Consider the following 17326-nt stretch of genomic DNA (forward strand, 5'->3'; position numbering starts at 1 on the left):
AAGCACGATGTGCGGAATCGTAGGTTTGCTGGTGAAAACACCGGCACTGCGCGAGCAGCTTGGGGCATTGATGGTGCCAATGCTGATTGGCATGACCGAGCGCGGCCCGGACTCGGCCGGCTTGGCGGTGTTCAGCCAGCCGCTGGATGCGGCCAAGCGAAAACTCAGCCTGTATTCGGGGTTCACGCCCGAGGGCGACCGGTTCGACTGGAGCGGGCTGACGGCTGCATTGAATGGCGCCATGAACGTGGATGCGCAGGTGGACGCGCAAGGCAATCACGCGATCCTGACCTTGGCGCGCGACCCGGAAGCCGTGAAGACGTGGTTGCGCACCGCGTTTCCGAAGCTGTACCTGCTCTCCACGGGACGTTCCATCGATTTATACAAGGACATCGGTACGCCGGCGCAGGTAGCCGCGCGCTACGACTTCGCGAACCTGAAGGGCTCGCATCTCGTGGGCCATACACGCATGGCCACCGAGTCGGCGGTGACACCGGATCGCGCGCATCCGTTCACGGCCGGAGAAGATTTTTGCCTGGTGCACAACGGCTCGCTCTCGAATCCCTATGGCGTGCGCCGCATGCTCGAACCGCAAGGCATTCACTTCGATACCGACAACGACACGGAAGCCGCCTGCCGTTTTCTGGAATGGCGGCTGCGCGAAGGCGATGAATTGCCGGTAGCGCTGCAAAAGGGCTTCGAGGAGCTCGACGGTTTCTACACCTTCCTGATGGGGACGTCGACGGAACTGGCCTTGATTCGTGACCCCTTTGCCTGCAAGCCGGCAGTCGTGGCCGAGACCGATGACTACGTCGCGATCGCATCGGAATTCCGTTCGCTCGCGCACTTGCCCGATATCAAGCATGCCAAAGTGTTTGAACCTGCACCCGAGGAGATGTATGTATGGAAAGCGTGATCTTTGACCTGGAGAAAGCGACGGTCCGCGAGGTCAACCAGTTTCTCCATGGCGCGCCGGAGACGCTCGAAGGCCGGCAGGTGACGGTCGTTTCGCCCAACGGCGCGCACAATCTGGCGGTCGGCGTGGATGCCCCGGTGCAGGTGCTGATCGACGGACACGCCGGCTACTACGCAGGCGGCATGAACAAACACGCGACGATTATCGTGGACGGTAGCGCGGGCACGGGCGTCGCGGAAAACATGATGAGCGGCAAGGTCCACGTGAAGGGTTTCGCGTCGAATGGCGCGGGGGCATCGGCGCATAGCGGCCTGCTCGTGATCGACGGCGACGCCGGCCTGCGTTGCGGAATCTCGCTTAAAGGCGGCGACATTGTGGTCGGCGGCTCGGTCGGCAGCTTCTCGGCGTTCATGGCGCAGGCGGGCCGCATGGTGATCTGTGGCGACGCGGGCGATGCGCTGGGCGACTCCCTTTACGAAGCCGTGCTGTATGTACGCGGTTCGGTGAAATCGCTAGGTGCCGACGCGCAGTACGAAGAGATGACCGACGCTGATGTCTCGGCCGTTCGCGACCTGCTGAAAGCGGCGGGACTGAATCACGATCCGATGTCGTTCAAACGCATTGCATCGGCGCGCACCCTCTACCACTGGAACGCCGACGCGAACCAGGAATATTGACATTCCGTTCTACAGAGAAGGTCCCCATGGAAGCCAAACCGGTTCATTTCGCCCGGCTGCAGCAAGAAGAGTCAGCAGGTTATGACCGCAGCACGATCGACTATATTCACACCGCGGCACAGCGCGGCCTATACGAGATTCGTGGCCTTGGCGCGAAACGTAAAGTCCCGCACTTTGACGATCTGCTGTTTCTCGGCGCATCCCTTTCGCGTTATCCGCTCGAAGGCTATCGCGAGAAATGCGCGACAAAGACCGTGCTTGGAACGCGCTTTGCAAAGAAGCCCGTCGTGCTGGATATCCCGATCACCATTGCAGGGATGAGTTTCGGCGCGCTCTCGGCTAACGTGAAAGAAGCGCTGGGGCAGGCTGCGACCGCGATGGGCACATCAACCACGACCGGCGATGGCGGCATGACGCAGGAAGAGCGCCGCTCGTCCAAGACGCTGGTTTATCAGTGCCTGCCATCGCGCTATGGCTGGAATCCCGACGATGTACGCCGCGCCGATGCGATTGAAGTGGTGATCGGGCAGGGCGCGAAGCCGGGCGGCGGTGGCATGCTGCTCGGGCAGAAGGTCAACCCGCGCGTGGCGGCCATGCGCACGCTCCCGGCGGGTATCGACCAGCGTTCGGCTAGCCGTCATCCTGACTGGACCGGTCCCGACGACCTTGCGATCAAGATCCAGGAACTGCGCGAGATCACGGATTGGGAAAAGCCGATCTACGTGAAGGTGGGCGCAACGCGCACGTTCAACGACGTGAAGCTTGCCGTCCATGCCGGCGCCGATGTGGTCGTGATCGATGGCATGCAAGGAGGCACCGCCGCGACCCAGACGTGCTTCATAGAGAACGTCGGCATTCCGACATTGGCGGCCGTCCGTCAGGCGGTGGACGCGCTTGAAGATCTCAACATGAAGGGGCAAGTGCAGTTGATCGTGTCGGGCGGGATTCGCACGGGTGCGGACATTGCAAAGGCGCTGGCGATGGGCGCGGATGCGGTGGCGATCGGGCAAGGCATGTTGATGGCGCTCGGCTGCAACAGCGATACGTATTTCCAGCACGGTGGCCTGCATTCGGCGGCGGCGGACTATGCGGCGCTGGGTACATCGGCGGGTTTTTGCCATCACTGCCACACAGGCAAATGCCCGGTCGGCGTCACGACCCAGGACACGTTGCTTGAACAGCGCGTACAGCCGGAAGAAGGCTCACGCCGGGTACGCAATTACCTGAAGACGCTGAACATGGAACTGACGACGATCGCTCGGGCTTGCGGCAAGCAGAATGTCCATCATCTCGAGCCTGAGGATCTGGTTGCTCTCACGGTTGAAGCAGCGGCCATGGCGCGAGTGCCGTTGGCCGGTACTTCATGGATTCCGGGTTTGACGTGAGTGTAAGCATCAGTCCAAACATCAGTCGAGACACGAAGGATCTTGAATCGCTGTGATCAGCAGTTCAAGAAACGCGTTCACGGCCTTGGGTAACGTACGCCCTGCCATGGTCTGAACCTGAAGTGTCCGCTGATGCAGCTCGGGATTGCTGATAGGCACAGCCGCCAGGTTGTCGACCTTCAGGCGGCTGCGCGCGGTCAGGTGACCGACCAGCGTGAACGCCTTCGTTCGCTGCACGAAGGTCTGCAGCGCGCTGCCATAGTTGCTGACGAACACGGGCTCGAAGGTGAGACCTTCAAGGCTGCAGGCAATATCGAATAATTGTCTGACGGTTATACCCTCTTCATAGGTCGCCAGCGGCCATGACTTCAGGTCGGCGAGCGAGACGGACTTACGCGGCGCCAGCGGATGGTCTTGCGTAACCAGCGCGAAGATCGGCGCACGCTGTGCGAAATGTACGTTGACGTCCTTTTCCGGCGCGACGCTGAAACACACGGCCACGTCCGCGGTGCCGTCGCGTACGCGCTGCGTGGCTTTCGTGGGCGTATCCACATCGAGTTGGAAATGCGTGGCCGGCCAGGTCTTCAGGAACTGAACGAACACCTGCGGCAAGAAATCCCGGGCAACGCCTTCGGAACTCGACACGCGGATTGTCGCGCGCCGGTCCGTCGTCAGGCCGCGAATCTCCTCGGTCACCCGATCCTGCTCCATCAGGCTGCGATGCGCATGCGCGGCCAGGAGGCGGCCCGCCTCGCTCAGCACCATGCCTCGCGGCCGCCGCTCGAACAGCGGCACGCCCATCTCGTCCTCCAGCTTGGCAATCTGCCGGCTCAGTGCCGATACGGCGACAAACAGCCGCTCGGACGCTTTGCTCAGCGAGCCGCTTCGGGCGACTTCCAGGAAATAACGCAGCGCGGTGGTTTGCATGACGCATGCCTCATTGGAGCTTTGCCGTTTCGGCAACGGAATCTGCCAAATATTGTCATTGTCCATAAATATCGGCGGTATCAAGATCGCGTCATCGCTTTCCCTGACCAGAAGACCCAACGCCTTTTGACGTGCTTCATCGGAGATCAATAAGTGACACGCGAGTCTGCTATTCAAGCTGCGGCCGATCTGTACGATTCCGGCATTTTTCTCGAAGACCTGCGTCGCCGCGTGGCGATGCGCACCGAAAGCCAGGAGCCTGAAAGCGGTCCGTTGCTCACCGGGTATCTGACCGAGGAGATCGCGCCAGCGCTGGCCGAACTTGGCTTCACCTCCAGGCTGATCGATAATCCCGCGAAGGGCTCCGGGCCGTTCCTGGTCGCTCATCGTCACGAAAGCGATGACGTGCCGACGGTCCTGACCTACGGCCACGGCGACGTCGTACGGGGCTATGACGCCCAGTGGCGCGATGGCATGTCGCCATGGCAAGTCACCGTCGCCGGCGATCACTGGTATGGACGTGGCACCGCGGACAACAAAGGCCAGCACAGCATCAACCTGGCCGCGCTCAAGGCCGTACTCGACGCACGGGGCGGAAGGCTCGGCTTCAATCTGAAGCTGCTGGTCGAAACCGGCGAAGAGGTGGGCTCGCCCGGCCTGCATGCCGTGTGCGAAATGCTTCGCGACGAATTGAGCGCCGACGTATTGATTGCGTCCGACGGGCCGCGTCTGGGCGCGGCTCACCCAACAGTCTTCCTCGGCTCCCGCGGGGTCGTGAATTTCAAGCTCGATATAAACCTGCGCGAAGGCGGTCATCATTCGGGCAACTGGGGCGGCCTGTTGCGCAATCCCGCCGTGGTGCTGGCCAGCGCGATTGCGTCGATGGTCGATGCCAACGGGCGCATCCTCGTTGAAGGCCTCCGGCCACCGGAAGTGCCGCAAGCGGTGCGACGCGCGCTGGAGGGCATTACCGTCGGCGGCAATCCGGGCGAGCCGGAAGTCGACACGGGTTATGGCGAACCCGGCCTCACACCGGCTGAACGCGTCTTCGGCTGGAACAACATGGAGGTGCTGGCGTTCCGGACCGGCAATCCCGAGAAGCCCGTCAATGCGATTCCGCCGCACGCATTCGCGTACATGCAGATCCGCTTCGTGGTCGGGACGGACTGGAAGAATCTCGAGCAGATCGTGCGTCGTCATCTGGATGAACGAGGCTTCGAGAGGGTCACCGTCGAGGTGGACCGGGGCACGCCCGCCACGCGCGTGGACCCCGACAACGCCTGGGTCCAATGGGCCGTGCGCTCGCTCAGGCAGACCACCGGCCGGGCACCTGTGCTCCTGCCGAACCTGGGCGGCACGCTACCCAATGATGTCTTCGCGGAGATCCTCGGCATGCCCACGTTATGGGTGCCGCATTCGTATCCCGGTTGCTCGCAGCATGCGCCCGATGAGCATTTGCTTGGGACCGTTGTGCGAGAGGGGCTGCGCATCATGGCGGGGTTGTTCTGGGATCTCGGCCAGCCCGGCGAGCTTGAGCGCCCCGACTTCGAGCGGAGGAACGCCCGATGAGCACTGATTCCGCCGCCACCGTTTTGCCGGCAGCACGGCAGCATGCCAGCATCTACAAGCTGATCGCCGCGACATCGATAGGCAATGCGCTCGAGTTCTACGATCTCGTGGTCTACGGTTACTTTGCGTCGACGTTATCGAAACTGTTCTTTCCGACCACCGATAAAACCGTGTCGTTGCTGCTGACGCTCGGTACCTTTGCTTTGTCGTATCTTGCGCGGCCGGTGGGTGCGTTCGTGCTGGGGTCGTACAGCGACCGCAAGGGCCGCAAGGCGTCATTGACACTCTCCATTGCCATGATGACGCTCGGAACCGGCATGGTCGCGCTGATGCCCGGCTACGCGACCATCGGCGTGCTGGCGCCCATCGGCATCTTCGCGTCGCGGCTGCTGCAGGGATTCTCGGCGGGTGGTGAGTTCGGCAGTTCGACGGCTTTCCTCACCGAGCATGCGCCTGCACGCAGCGGTTTCATGGCGAGCTGGCAGTTCGCGAGCCAGGGAGCAAGCGTCCTGGTTGCATCGGCGTTCGGCGCGGTGCTGACGAGCACGCTGACGCCGGCGCAACTCGAAGGCTGGGGCTGGCGTATCCCATTTCTGTTCGGCATCCTGATCGGTCCGGTGGGTTGGTATATCCGCCGCCATGTCGATGAAACCCCGGAGTTCGAACGCACCGAACGTTCCGCTTCGCCCATTCGCGAAGTGATGGCTACGCAGAAGGAACGCATGCTGATTTGTGTTGGCTCGCTGGTGCTGACGACTACCGCCAACTACATGCTGCTCTACATGCCGACGTACGCAAGCAGGCAGCTTGGGCTGGCGCCGTCGTATGGATTTATCGCGACGCTGGCGGCGGGTTTCATAGTCATGGTGCTGACGCCGATGGTCGGTCATTGGTCCGACAAAGTAGGTCGCACCCGCATCATGCTCGCTGCAGGATCGGTGTTTTTCGTGACCATCTATCCGGCGTTCATGTTCATGAATGCGCATCCATCGCTCATCACACTGCTGGCTGCGGTTATGTGGGTTGCGGTACTCAAGGCCATCTATTTCGCGCCGATTCCCGCGTTGATGTCGGACCTGTTTCCGGTCCGTACGCGTACCACCGGAATGGCGGTGGGCTACAACGTGGGCACCACGGTCTTCGGCGGTTTCACACCGCTCGCGGTCGCTTCGCTGATCGCGGTCACCGGCAATAACCTGGCGCCCGGCTACTACCTGATGCTCGCGGCCATCATCAGTCTCTTCACGCTGCTGTGGGCGCGAACGCGCCTGAAAGTGCATTGAACCGTTGGATGAACTACTGGACATGACCGACATGAAGGATTTGCAGCAAGCCATACAGTTCTCGATAGATCATGAATCGCTCTGGGACCGCAATGTGGATGGTGCGTGGGGCGTGCATGTGAACGACCCGCCGCCGTGGAACCGGCTGCTGGGTCCCGTGCATGATCGCGGTCCGGTCTCCGGTGCGATTTTCCTTGATGGCCAGGTGCTTACGACGTGGGGCGAGCCTGATCGAGCCGACTTGACGTTCAGCATTGCCAAGACCTACCTCGCGTTGCTGGCGGGCGTGGCGTTTGATCGGGGCTTGCTGCCGAACGTGAGCGAGCCGGTGCATATACGCGTACCGGGTATCGGTTTCGATGATGAGCACAATGCCCGCATTACCTGGGCGCATCTGCTTCAGCAGACGAGTGAATGGCGCGGCGAGTGTTTCGGATTGTCGGACCAGGCGGACCACTTTCGTGCAGTGACGTTCGGCCGTGCGCCCGATGGCAAGAAGGGCGACCTGCGGCAGGTGCAGGCGCCTGGAACGTACTGGGAATACAACGATGTCCGCATCAATCAGTTCTCACTGGCGCTGCTGCATTTGTTCGGCCGGCCGCTGCCAGAGGTGTTTCGGGAGGCGATCATGCAACCGCTTGGCGCCAGCGAAGACTGGCAATGGGTGGGGTATGACAACGCGTGGGTCGAGCTCAACGGGCAACGCATGCAGTCGGTTCCGGGCGGGACGCACTGGGGCGGCGGGCTGTCGATCAGCGCGAACGATCAGCTCAAGGTGGCACGTCTTTTTGTCGATGACGGGATAGTGGATGGGCGCCGGATCATCTCGCGTGAATGGCTCGCGCGCATGAAAACGCCTTGTGCGCTTGCGCCGTACTACGGTTATCTCGTGTGGCTCAATCACGAACGCCGCGTGTTTCCGAGCGTGCCGGCATCGAGCTATTTTGCAATCGGCGCGGGTAGTGCGTTCACGTGGATTGAACCGGAGCGCAAGATGGCAGTGGTGGTCCGGTGGCTGAATTCCGCTCACGCCGATGAGTTTTTCGGGCTGGTGTTGAAGGGGGTTGACGGGGTAGTGGGGCGTTGAACAGTTAGCGATCATGGCGAAGGGCGCGTGCAATCCGGGAAGATCGCCGTCGCACTTCGTCCACTGCTCACGCAATATCGTACGATCTGGGCGACGACAACAGAGGAGATGGCCTTGAGACTCGTAGCCATGATCGTTACCCTTTTTGCACTGCTCGCTGCGCCGGCCTTCGCCGCCGACGTCGGCTTCCAGGAGGTCAAGATAGCGAATGGCGAGGAGCCGCCGCTAACGGCCGGGATCTGGTATCCGACTAACGCACCGGCCGCACCGCATTCCTTGGGAGATTCCACCCAGACTGTGGCGCCGAACGGTCCGGTTGCTGGCCGTGGCCTGCCGCTTATCGTGATGTCGCATGGCGGCGGCGGGTGGTACGACGGCCATTACGACACGGCACTCGCGCTGGCGCATGCGGGTTTCGTGGTGGCTGCAGTCAGTCACGCCGGCGATACTTTCAATGACCAAAGCCGGGTCTTGCAACTGTGGCGCCGTCCTGCCCAGCTTCACCAACTGGTGGACTACATGCTCGGCGAATGGCCTTCGCATGCGCGGCTGAATGCGGCCCGCGTCGGCGCATTCGGCTTTTCCAATGGCGGATTCACGGTGCTCGTGGCCGCAGGTGGGACGCCGGACCTCTCGAAGATCGCCCCGTATTGCGATGCGCATCCGGATCATGACCTGTGCGAGGCACTGAAGCATGCGGGCGTCGATCTTCATTTACGCTCGGACATTCCTGCCGGCGCCTGGATCCACGATCCGCGCGTCAAGGCCGTGGTCGTCGCAGCGCCGGCGTTTGGCTTCGCCTTCGGCCGCATGGGCTTGAGCCGTGTGCGTGTCCCGGTCCAGCTCTGGCGAGCAGCCGATGATCGTCATCAGCCGGATCCCTACTATGAGGAGGCGGTACGCGACGACCTGCCTGAAGCGCCCGACTATCACGTGGTCGCCAATGCCGGTCACTACGACTTCCTGCCACCCTGCAATGCCCGCCTGTCGAAAAAAATGCCTGACGTCTGCAACAGTCAGCCGGGCTTCGATCGTGCGGCGTTCCATGAACAATTCAACGCCGACGTGGTGCGGTTTTTCGAGGCAAAGCTACGATAGAAAGCGCTCGTCTCTCATGGGCTGGTGCCGGGAGCACAGACGCACACCTGCCGCGTCAGTCGCAAGCCGCTTCCGGCTGAGTTCAAGCGCCCGATCATCGCCGCTTTTCGTCATACGCCTTCGACGAGAACGGCGCGATACTTCGCGCCTTTGAACCGGTGCTGCGCGACCTCTTGATATGCCGGGCCGTCGTACCACGCACGCGCGGCCGCCGTCGACGGGAACTCCACAATCACGACGCCCTCAGGCGCGTCGCCCTCGAGGACCTGCTGAGGTCCGTAGGCCGCGAGAATCTTGACAGGATGACCTTTGAAGGTCTCGCCCACCTTGCTTTGGTAGATGTCGAGCTCCCCCTGATCCTGCGTGCTTTCCTTTGTGAAGACAATATAAGTCGCCATGGCGTACGCTCCTGCAGTGGTGTGAAGGTGCATACGATAATGCCATGAAACCGGACTGGACTTCTGTATTGGAACTCGATACGCAGCGTCGGCGCATGGTCGACCCGTCCTTGTGCGAGAGAACCATCCGGTTCTCGCAAACAGGCGTTCGCGAGGCGATCGTAGCGGGCAGTTTTTGGAATACCGCTCCCGACCCTGAAGGGAGATTCAACATTCCTCGAAGCGGTCGTTCGTGGCCACGGTACGCTGCGCAGTTCTGGAATAAATCGGCTTAAAATCGAATAGTCAGTTACCCGAACTATTCGACGCTCGCAGCGACGCCACTTATTGGCAACCCCTGAAAGGCACACTGCGCGGCGCGTATGCAGCAGTTGGTGCACCCCGATGACGCATACAGGACGCCAGCTCGGCCGATCCTCCTGCACTCACCCGCGAAGAACCGCCAGTGGTCCTTTTGCCAATGATTAAAGAGCGGTGAGCGGTCACCCTCTCCCCACGATTCCGCTGGCGATGACAATATCGCTGCTAATCGTCATCGCCAACAGCTGTTATTGACCGGCAGCCGGTGACACTACGCTCGGTCGCGCCAGCGAATTATTGTTTGGCCAAACGGTGGGCGCAGGCGTCGAGCCATTCACGCTATTCGGCATCCCCGAGTTTGCCGACCCGGCGGGACTTCCACTGTCCGAATTGGTGGTGCCTGGCGTGCCGTAGCCGCCCGCTGCGCTGACCGGCGACGTTACGCTCGGTCGCGCCAGCGAGTTGTTGCTCTGTGCATAAGCGCCGCCTGACAAAGTGAGTGCAGCGACAGCCGCGATTAATGTACTGGTTGCCTTGTTCATGACCCCGTCTCCTTGATTGAATCGGAATTTCGACCTAAATGTTTCATTGGTATTGTAGGAAAGCGGGCGCTTATAATTAAGCGCATTCTTCGCAAGGGTGAATTGCTATTTTTGGGGTTACCCCTAACGGGCGAGCCCAATCTAAGGCAGGCGGTCCGGCATTGAGCGGTGCATCTTCGTGACCCGACCCGCCAGGAAACTAATTGGGCTGCGTGCAAAGCGAATTGCCAGTGGAGCGGGGCCCGGTGAGCAAACTTGCAAACGAACTCCCCCACGATTGACGACGATCTGGGCGGAGGCATCGAATGACGCTTACCGGCAACCTGACGAAGTTGCCGCTAGTCGTAGGAAAAAATCCGCTTCTTGAAGGTAGCCCACATCGAACGAAAACGGATGGTGGTGCAGAGCCACAATGACTGGGCGAGTGTCGCGACGGGTATTTAGAAAGGAGGTCTGTCGCTTTCAAGTAATATACTCAAACAATGATTTTGTCAGATCGCGCGCGGCGACAATCGGACTCATTTTGGGTTTGTGTGCCGCGAGAAATGACGATGACTTGTCAATCAAAACGCGCACCCGCTGGCCCCGCCACGCGGCGACGTTTGTTCAGACCGTGCGTATGAATTCGTCTCATGAGGCTCCATGCGTTCGTCACTGTCGCTTTCTGTGCGCCGATCTTTTTCGTCAGCCGCTTCGCAGGCGTTGTCGCCATCTGGTGTGATCGTTTGTGGCGTTCTGCTGATGCTGTTCACGTGCAGCCTTTGCGCGTGGGTGCTTTTCGAGTCACGTAGCGATGCCTACAACCACGCCGAGGAAAACGCACGGAACCTGATGCTGGTCATCGAGCGGGACATCGCCCGCAATGTCGAACTCTACGATCTTTCCTTGCAGGCGGTAGCGGACGGGGTGGTGGATCCACAGGTCATGGTCCTCGCCCCGAAGCTGCGAAGCGAGGTGTTGTTCGACCGCGCCGCTTCGGGCAAGTACCTCGGCTCCATCTTCGTTATCAATGAGCGCGGCGACATCATCATAGACTCCCGATTCATACCGGCGCGTGTGGGGAACTTCGCTGACCGTGACTATTTCACGTTTCACCGCGATCACAGCAATGCCGGCCTCTACATCAGCAAACCCTACGCGTCACGGCTTCGAGACGGGGCGCTCACGATTGCACTTAGCCGTCGGATTACTCGGGCAGACGGCTCCTTCGGTGGTGTCGTGGTCGGGACGTTGAGCATCGACTATTTCCGTGCCTTACTGGACGGACTTTCTGTAGGACAGCGCGGCACGGCGGCAGTCATCGAGACTAACGGATCCATGATCACCCGATTGCCCTACGACCCAGAGGTAGTTGGGCGCAACATCCAGAGCGCCGCCGTGTTCATCCGGGCGATGGCGACCAACGAAGGTGCGTTCGCCGGCACTGCCTCAATCGATGGGGTCCGTAGGCTCTACGTGTACAAGCACTTATCCGGGCTGCCGATCATCGTTGATGTGGCACCTGCAGAGAGCGACATATACGCTGAATGGCAACGTCGGGCCATCCGGCTCGGGATCGTGATGGCGGTGTTCAGCCTTATCCTCGGAGCCGGATCGTTGCTGCTGTCGCGAGAACTACAGCGGCGACAGCTTGCGGAATCGAAACTGCAGCATCTGGCGCGCACGGACGCCCTCACGGGGCTGAACAACCGGGGGACATTCGACGACACGCTGCAGAAAGAATGGCAACGGGCCAATCGCACCGGCCGTCCGCTCTCGTTGCTGTTCGTCGACATCGATCAGTTCAAGGCGTACAACGACTACTATGGTCATCAGGCTGGAGACGAGGTGCTAAGAGCCGTAGCTCAATGCGTGGCCCTGTGCGTACGCCGCCCGGGCGACCACGTGGCCCGGTATGGCGGCGAAGAGTTCGTCGTGACCCTTCCAGATACCGACGCGACTGGTGCCACGAACGTCGCGGAGACCATTCGGCACGCCGTATTCGACCTCAATATTAAACACGTCCAAAGCCGGTATGGCTGTGTAACCGCGAGCATCGGCGTGGTGACGTCCCAAGGGCGGGCGGTCCACGATGGCGCGGTTCTGGTGAAGATGGCTGACTCGGCCCTATACGAAGCAAAGTCAACTGGCCGTAACCGGGTCTGCGAGGCATAGCGAGCGTAAATTGGACCGAAGTCGGAGAGCATGGAAGCGCTGATAGATCGCGATTGTCCAACCGTGTGCGGCCTGCGGCAGTTTAGGCGATCGGTGCGTTTTCACAGATCATCTCGGCCAGTTTGAGACGTTCGATAGAGTCGGCTATAGGTCGTTGACGATCGGCGTATCGACACCAGATAACGACCCGTCGAGTGAGCGTCGAGCCACCTGCGGTCGTCACTCGGCCAGAGGTCATGTAGCACAAGCGCGCCGATGCGCGCGTGTCAGCACAAAGTAGACGCCCCCGTGCTAGAGACGACTCGGGTGAGGAACGCGCTTCGATGGACTATGTTCTCGCTAAGCTCGCCGCGACAGCATGGACACTCAGCTTTTGATCATATGTGCGCTCACATTTGTAATTCATGTGATCGCGACACTGGCTTACGCGGTGCGGATCGCTGTTGTTCGTAAGCGTCATATCGCCGTGTCGATTTCTCTATTCGGGATCATCGCCTTAGTTGACCGGACGGGTTATGTCGCGATAAGGAGGGGAGGTCGAGCCAGTTCAGATATGAAAAGGACTGCTCATAGGGGGCGTCTCAACATTCGGAAATTTGCGCACGTTGGTGGAGCTTCAGAAAACGGAAAGTAAAGCACGATAGCAACGGCGATCGTCGTAAACCGACCCGTTGCTGCCGTCCGGTACGTCGCGGTATCAACGGCTGCTTCAGCGTCTACTACGGCCACATAAGCGTCAAATCTCGGAGCGACGATTGTAATGCCTGACGCTTACCCGTAAGCCAACGTTCACTTGTCCGTCGGCGCGACCGGATGCAGTTGCAGCCTTCGACAGAGAGAGCAAAAGTACGGCGTTCTCCTTGAGGATCAGCGGCTGTACGTCGAGTTTGTATTTTGCCCCCTCGACGTCGTCGAGCCATCGGTGGGGGCGAATCAGTTGAAAGACAGACGCAAAAAAATACCTTGTGCTTGAGCAGCGTATTGGCCTATCTGACTAGGCTTCGCAGCACTGTCCGAGCGGGGTGCCGACTGTCGCGCGCCGGTTGTCCTGGTGGTTCGCGGTCGTGAGCTTGGTTGATTCGATGACTTACCTACGGGCGAATTCAGAGCAGGCTTAAAGCGAAGCACCGTTATTTCAAATGGCTGTTGCGCCAGGCGCGGGGGGTCACGCCGAAGCGTGAATTGAACCAGTTCGTGAAGGAGCCCTGCTGTGAATAGCCTAGCAGTGCAGAAACCCGCCCGATGGGATAGCGTGGGTTGCTCATATAGCGCACGGCAAGTTCGCCCCTTACTTCCTCGACCAGACGCGAGAAACTGGTTTGCGCCAGTTCAAGTTGGCGCTGCATGGTGCGAACGCTCAGACGTAAATGGCGGGCAACCAGCTCGACGGTGGCCTGCTCGAGGGGCAGCAACAAGTAGATCGCCTTGCGCACTTCCAGCGGGGTCGAGTCGACACCCGTCACGTTGAGTGAATCCGCGAGGCTCTCGGCATATCGCACCAGTTCCGGGTCAGCGGCGGGATTCGGGTAATCGAGATCGGCGGCCGCACACACGAAGCCATTGAAATCGCTGCCGAACTCCAACGGACAGCCGAAGAACCGTCGATGAAACGTCAGGTCTTTCGGTCCCTGATGAACAAAATGGACGGACCGTGGTTTCCAGTGATCACCAAGCAGGGCGCTGGAGTGGCGCCAGAGGACACCGACCGCGAGTTCGATCGCCTGATTTGTTGGGGTGCCCGGTTCGACGACTAGTTCTTCGCGGATGGTGACCGTTTCGCCCGCGTCCTCGACGTACACAGCCAAGGCTTCGTTCAGCAGATGCCGGTATTGGGCTGTGGCCAGCAACACCTCGCGCAGCGTGCGCTTGTGCGCGAGCAGGACATTGACCACACCGGTACCGAACTTCTGCCGGGTCTCGGCCATTTGCAGCGCGAAAGTCGGGCATGACGCCTTTTCGGCCGTCAGTTCCAGTAGCCGGCACGCGGCGGCCGCCGGAATGCGATCATCCGGATTCGCAAGCGCCGCGGTATCAATTCCGACCTGCCGCGCAAGCTCGACCGGATTCAGCCCGACCCGCCGCGTTACATCGAAATAGCCGCTCATGGCGACCGAGCGCAACATCGATTCCATCGTCATGCCTCCGCGCACAACTTACGGGCAGCGCCTTGCCGTCCGGTCATGAAAATGCCTCGCGCGCGCAAATACCGGTGTTAACACGTAGTGGCATGAAATGCTAAAAGAATGGCGCCCAATCGTAAAAGTGTAACGCAGGTTTGCCGTATCGTGCATCTCAACGGTTCATCATATTTCGACTGATTGTCAAGCGGCCAGCCGTGCCGGGAGCGTCGGAATACCGTCCCCCCTATTGGAGAACACGATGCAATTCCTCGACGATTCGCTGCACCCCGAGAACCAGGACAAGGTTGTCATCACGACCGCTCCGTACGGCCCGGAATGGATGCCCGAGGACTTTCCGGAAGACATTCCGGTGACCATGGAGGAGCAGATCCAGAAGGCCGTCGACTGCTACAACGCCGGCGCGACCGTCTTGCACCTGCACGTGCGTGAGCTGGATGGCAAGGGCTCCAAGCGTCTGTCGAAATTCAACGAACTCATCGCGGGTGTGCGCGCGGCCGTGCCGGACATGATCATCCAGGTCGGTGGCTCGATCTCGTTCGCACCGGAAGACGATGGGCAGGCCGCAAAGTGGCTGTCGGACGACACCCGCCACATGCTGGCCGACCTCGACCCGAAGCCCGATCAGGTGACGGTCGCGATCAACACCACGCAGATGAACATCATGGAGTTGCTCTATCCGGAGTACCTGGAAGGCACCTCGTTGTCTAACCCTGCGTTGATGGCCGCCTATAGCGAAATGACGGTGCCCGCCGGCCCGGCATGGGTCGAGGAGCACCTGCGCCGCCTGCACGCTTCGGGCATCCAGCCGCACTTCCAGCTCACGGGCATCCATGCGCTCGAGACACTCGATCGCCTTGTGCGCAAAGGCGCCTACAAGGGTCCGCTCAACCTGACGTGGATCGGTATCGGCGGGGGCTTCGACGGCCCGAACCCGTTCAATTTCTCCAACTTCGTGCATCGCGCGCCGGACGGCTGCACGCTCACGGCTGAGTCGCTGCTCAAGAACGTATTGCCGTTCAACATGATGGCGATGGCAATGGGCCTGCATCCTCGCTGCGGCATCGAAGACACGATCATCGACCAGCACGGCAACAGGATGACTTCGGTGCAGCAGATCGAACAGTGCGTGCGCGTGGCGCGCGAACTGGGCCGCGAGATTGCCTCCGGCAGAGAAGCGCGCGACATCTACCGCATCGGCGTGCAGTACGAAACGGCCGACGAGACGCTCGCGGCGAACGGGATGGCGCCGAATCGCAAGGCCGGTGTGAAGAACCTGCCGCTGCGCGCGGCGTAAAGGATTGGAGCGCGGCTGACGCTTCGCGGATGCCGGTTTTCAAAGGTAGAGCTCCCCGGCATGCCGGGAAGGGTTGCGCGGTATCCATAAAGGCCCGCTTTGTCCTGCAAGGCAAGGCGGTCGCCAACGAGCTGGACAGGAAGGAGACGACTCATGTTCACGCATGCTGAGCCCACGACGGCCGATGTTTCGACGACGCAAAAAGACGTGCGCGCGTATGCGTGGGTCGTATTTGTCCTGACCGTGGGGTTGCTGCTCTCCGACTACATGTCACGGCAGGTGTTGAATGCGGTGTTTCCGATGCTCAAGGCGACGTGGAACCTTTCCGACACCCGGTTGGGTTCGCTGAGCAGTGTGGTCGCGCTGATGGTCGGCGTGCTCACCTTTCCGCTGTCCGTGCTCGCCGACCGCTGGGGCCGCGTGAAAAGCATTGTCCTGATGGCGGCGATGTGGAGTCTCGCAACGCTCGGCTGTGCGCTCTCGACGAACTACAACGAGATGCTGCTTGCGCGCGCCTTCGTCGGTGTCGGTGAAGCCGCCTATGGCAGTGTCGGCATCGCGGTCGTCCTCAGCATATTTCCGGCACGGCTGCGCTCCACGCTCACCGCCGCGTTCATGGCCGGAGGGGCGTTCGGTTCAGTGCTGGGCATGGCGCTCGGGGGTACGGTCGCGGCTCACCTTGGCTGGCGCGCGGCGTTCGGCGCAATGGCAGCACTGGGCATCGTGCTGCTGATTGTCTACCGGTTTGCCGTCACCGAAAAACAACTGGCGCGATTGCAGCCCGCAAGTGTGAGCAGCCAAGCGCAGGGCCACGGCGTATGCATGAGCTTTCGCGCGCTGATGAAAGGGCTCTTTTCGACAAAGTCGATCGTTTGCGCCTACGTCGGCAGCGGCATCCATCTGCTGGTTCCGGCAGCTGTTTGGGCGTGGATGCCCAGCTTCCTGAACCGCTACTATGGCATGCCCACCGGCAAGGCGGCCATGAGCGCTGCCGTGTTTGTGCTGGTCACCGCTTTCGGCATGGTGGTGTGCGGCAATCTGACCGACCGGCTCAGCAAGCATCAGCGGGAAAGAAAGTGGAGCACTGCCGTCGCCTTCTGCCTGATCTGCTTCGTGCTGCTCACGATCGGTTTCCGGATGCCGGCGGGTTTGGCGCAGCTCGTCGTGATCGGCGCTGGCATGTTCTTCTGCGCAGGCGCGACCGGACCCTCGGGTGCGATGGTGGCGAACCTCACCCCACCGTCGATCCATGCGTCGGCGTTTGCCACCCTGACGTTGGCGAACAACCTGCTGGGATTGGCGCCCGCCGCCGTCCTGACGGGCATCGTGGCCGACCGGATCGGACTGCTCGGCGCGTTGCAATTCGTGCCGTTTGCACCCCTGGTCGCTGCAGTCGCCTTCTTCATCGGCAAGCGGAACTATGGCGTCGACCTCGATCGTGTGAGTGCCCTGCGTGAACAGGCCGGATACTGACCCAACGGCCACCGGCAAGCTTCAGGCCTGGCAAGTGAATTGAGAGCGGGACGGACAGCATCGTCACCGTTACCGTTACCGA

14 protein-coding genes and 1 pseudogene are annotated in these 17326 nt (G+C 60.9%); 11 read left to right on the forward strand and 4 right to left on the reverse strand.

Annotation, left to right across the window (positions count from 1 at the left end):
- Positions 1-7: 7 nt before the first annotated feature.
- Genes FH08_RS0146805 through FH08_RS0146815 form a run of 3 tightly spaced genes read left to right on the forward strand, consistent with a single transcriptional unit; the run spans position 8 to position 2978 of the window.
- The gene (locus tag FH08_RS0146805; protein WP_031364974.1) at positions 8-916 is read left to right on the forward strand and encodes a class II glutamine amidotransferase; all 909 of its coding nucleotides are present in this window, start codon (positions 8-10) and stop codon (positions 914-916) included.
- Positions 904-1593, forward strand: a complete 690-nt coding sequence (locus FH08_RS0146810) for a protein glxC (RefSeq protein WP_031364975.1) — start codon at positions 904-906, stop codon at positions 1591-1593. Before FH08_RS0146805 ends, FH08_RS0146810 begins: the two co-directional genes overlap by 13 nt.
- Positions 1594-1619: 26 nt before the next feature.
- Positions 1620-2978: an FMN-binding glutamate synthase family protein gene (locus FH08_RS0146815; RefSeq protein ID WP_031364976.1), complete on the forward strand. Its 1359-nt coding sequence runs from the start codon at positions 1620-1622 to the stop codon at positions 2976-2978.
- A gap of 21 nt (positions 2979-2999) precedes the next feature.
- Here the strand turns inward: FH08_RS0146815 and FH08_RS0146820 are convergent, their stop codons facing one another.
- Positions 3000-3905, reverse strand: a complete 906-nt coding sequence (locus FH08_RS0146820; protein ID WP_031364977.1) for a LysR family transcriptional regulator — start codon at positions 3903-3905, stop codon at positions 3000-3002.
- A 153-nt stretch (positions 3906-4058) separates the two neighbouring features.
- On the opposite strand from FH08_RS0146820, the gene FH08_RS49205 reads away from it, so the two are divergent.
- The 4 genes from FH08_RS49205 (at position 4059) to FH08_RS0146840 (ending at position 8942) form a co-directional block, all read left to right on the forward strand.
- A complete protein-coding gene (locus tag FH08_RS49205; protein WP_051889068.1) occupies positions 4059-5474 on the forward strand; it encodes a M20 family metallopeptidase in 1416 nt (471 codons plus the stop codon).
- Positions 5471-6757, forward strand: a complete 1287-nt coding sequence (locus FH08_RS0146830; protein WP_031364978.1) for an MFS transporter — start codon at positions 5471-5473, stop codon at positions 6755-6757. The genes FH08_RS49205 and FH08_RS0146830 overlap by 4 nt, the downstream gene beginning before the upstream one ends.
- A 22-nt stretch (positions 6758-6779) precedes the next feature.
- A complete protein-coding gene (locus FH08_RS0146835; protein ID WP_419178066.1) occupies positions 6780-7844 on the forward strand; it encodes a serine hydrolase domain-containing protein in 1065 nt (354 codons plus the stop codon).
- Positions 7845-7952: 108 nt separating this feature from the next.
- A complete protein-coding gene (locus FH08_RS0146840; RefSeq protein WP_081889878.1) occupies positions 7953-8942 on the forward strand; it encodes a dienelactone hydrolase in 990 nt (329 codons plus the stop codon).
- Between the two features lie 110 nt (positions 8943-9052).
- Here the strand turns inward: FH08_RS0146840 and FH08_RS0146845 are convergent, their stop codons facing one another.
- Together FH08_RS0146845 and FH08_RS0146850 are read right to left on the reverse strand one after the other, a co-directional pair.
- Positions 9053-9340 carry a DUF1330 domain-containing protein gene (locus FH08_RS0146845; protein ID WP_031364981.1) on the reverse strand — a complete coding sequence of 96 codons (288 nt, stop codon included), beginning with the start codon at positions 9338-9340 and terminating at the stop codon, positions 9053-9055.
- Between the two features lie 548 nt (positions 9341-9888).
- Positions 9889-10182, reverse strand: coding sequence for a hypothetical protein (locus tag FH08_RS0146850; RefSeq protein WP_031364982.1), 294 nt, complete (start codon positions 10180-10182; stop codon positions 9889-9891).
- Between the two features lie 642 nt (positions 10183-10824).
- Here FH08_RS0146850 and FH08_RS0146855 point away from each other — a divergent pair.
- Entirely contained in the window at positions 10825-12336 is a 1512-nt protein-coding gene (locus tag FH08_RS0146855) for a sensor domain-containing diguanylate cyclase (RefSeq protein ID WP_075583477.1), read from the forward strand.
- A gap of 358 nt (positions 12337-12694) precedes the next feature.
- Positions 12695-12847: pseudogene (locus tag FH08_RS51185) on the forward strand (lipid II flippase family protein); the annotation flags it as partial.
- Between the two features lie 619 nt (positions 12848-13466).
- Here the strand turns inward: FH08_RS51185 and FH08_RS0146860 are convergent.
- The gene (locus FH08_RS0146860) at positions 13467-14468 is read right to left on the reverse strand and encodes an AraC family transcriptional regulator (protein WP_031364984.1); all 1002 of its coding nucleotides are present in this window, start codon (positions 14466-14468) and stop codon (positions 13467-13469) included.
- A 247-nt stretch (positions 14469-14715) separates the two neighbouring features.
- Between FH08_RS0146860 and FH08_RS0146865 the strand changes: the two genes are divergently transcribed.
- Both FH08_RS0146865 and FH08_RS0146870 read left to right on the forward strand, forming a co-directional pair.
- Entirely contained in the window at positions 14716-15771 is a 1056-nt protein-coding gene (locus FH08_RS0146865) for a 3-keto-5-aminohexanoate cleavage protein (RefSeq protein ID WP_031364985.1), read from the forward strand.
- Positions 15772-15924: 153 nt separating this feature from the next.
- A complete protein-coding gene (locus tag FH08_RS0146870) occupies positions 15925-17244 on the forward strand; it encodes an MFS transporter (RefSeq protein ID WP_031364986.1) in 1320 nt (439 codons plus the stop codon).
- The last annotated feature ends 82 nt before the right edge of the window (positions 17245-17326 follow it).

This window comes from Caballeronia sordidicola (assembly GCF_000729995.1).
Classification (GTDB): domain Bacteria; phylum Pseudomonadota; class Gammaproteobacteria; order Burkholderiales; family Burkholderiaceae; genus Caballeronia; species Caballeronia sordidicola_A.

What these genes read in the sequence shown, in the direction of transcription:
- FH08_RS0146805 (WP_031364974.1), top strand. Translation starts at nt 8, where the DNA reads ATGTGCGGAATCGTAGGTTTGCTGGTGAAAACACCGGCACTGCGCGAG.
- FH08_RS0146810 (WP_031364975.1), top strand. Translation starts at nt 904, where the DNA reads ATGGAAAGCGTGATCTTTGACCTGGAGAAAGCGACGGTCCGCGAGGTC.
- FH08_RS0146815 (WP_031364976.1), top strand. Translation starts at nt 1,620, where the DNA reads ATGGAAGCCAAACCGGTTCATTTCGCCCGGCTGCAGCAAGAAGAGTCA.
- FH08_RS0146820 (WP_031364977.1), bottom strand. Translation starts at nt 3,905, where the DNA reads ATGCAAACCACCGCGCTGCGTTATTTCCTGGAAGTCGCCCGAAGCGGC.
- FH08_RS0146830 (WP_031364978.1), top strand. Translation starts at nt 5,471, where the DNA reads ATGAGCACTGATTCCGCCGCCACCGTTTTGCCGGCAGCACGGCAGCAT.
- FH08_RS0146835 (WP_419178066.1), top strand. Translation starts at nt 6,780, where the DNA reads ATGACCGACATGAAGGATTTGCAGCAAGCCATACAGTTCTCGATAGAT.
- FH08_RS0146840 (WP_081889878.1), top strand. Translation starts at nt 7,953, where the DNA reads ATGGCCTTGAGACTCGTAGCCATGATCGTTACCCTTTTTGCACTGCTC.
- FH08_RS0146845 (WP_031364981.1), bottom strand. Translation starts at nt 9,340, where the DNA reads ATGGCGACTTATATTGTCTTCACAAAGGAAAGCACGCAGGATCAGGGG.
- FH08_RS0146850 (WP_031364982.1), bottom strand. Translation starts at nt 10,182, where the DNA reads ATGAACAAGGCAACCAGTACATTAATCGCGGCTGTCGCTGCACTCACT.
- FH08_RS0146855 (WP_075583477.1), top strand. Translation starts at nt 10,825, where the DNA reads ATGCGTTCGTCACTGTCGCTTTCTGTGCGCCGATCTTTTTCGTCAGCC.
- FH08_RS0146860 (WP_031364984.1), bottom strand. Translation starts at nt 14,468, where the DNA reads ATGGAATCGATGTTGCGCTCGGTCGCCATGAGCGGCTATTTCGATGTA.
- FH08_RS0146865 (WP_031364985.1), top strand. Translation starts at nt 14,716, where the DNA reads ATGCAATTCCTCGACGATTCGCTGCACCCCGAGAACCAGGACAAGGTT.
- FH08_RS0146870 (WP_031364986.1), top strand. Translation starts at nt 15,925, where the DNA reads ATGTTCACGCATGCTGAGCCCACGACGGCCGATGTTTCGACGACGCAA.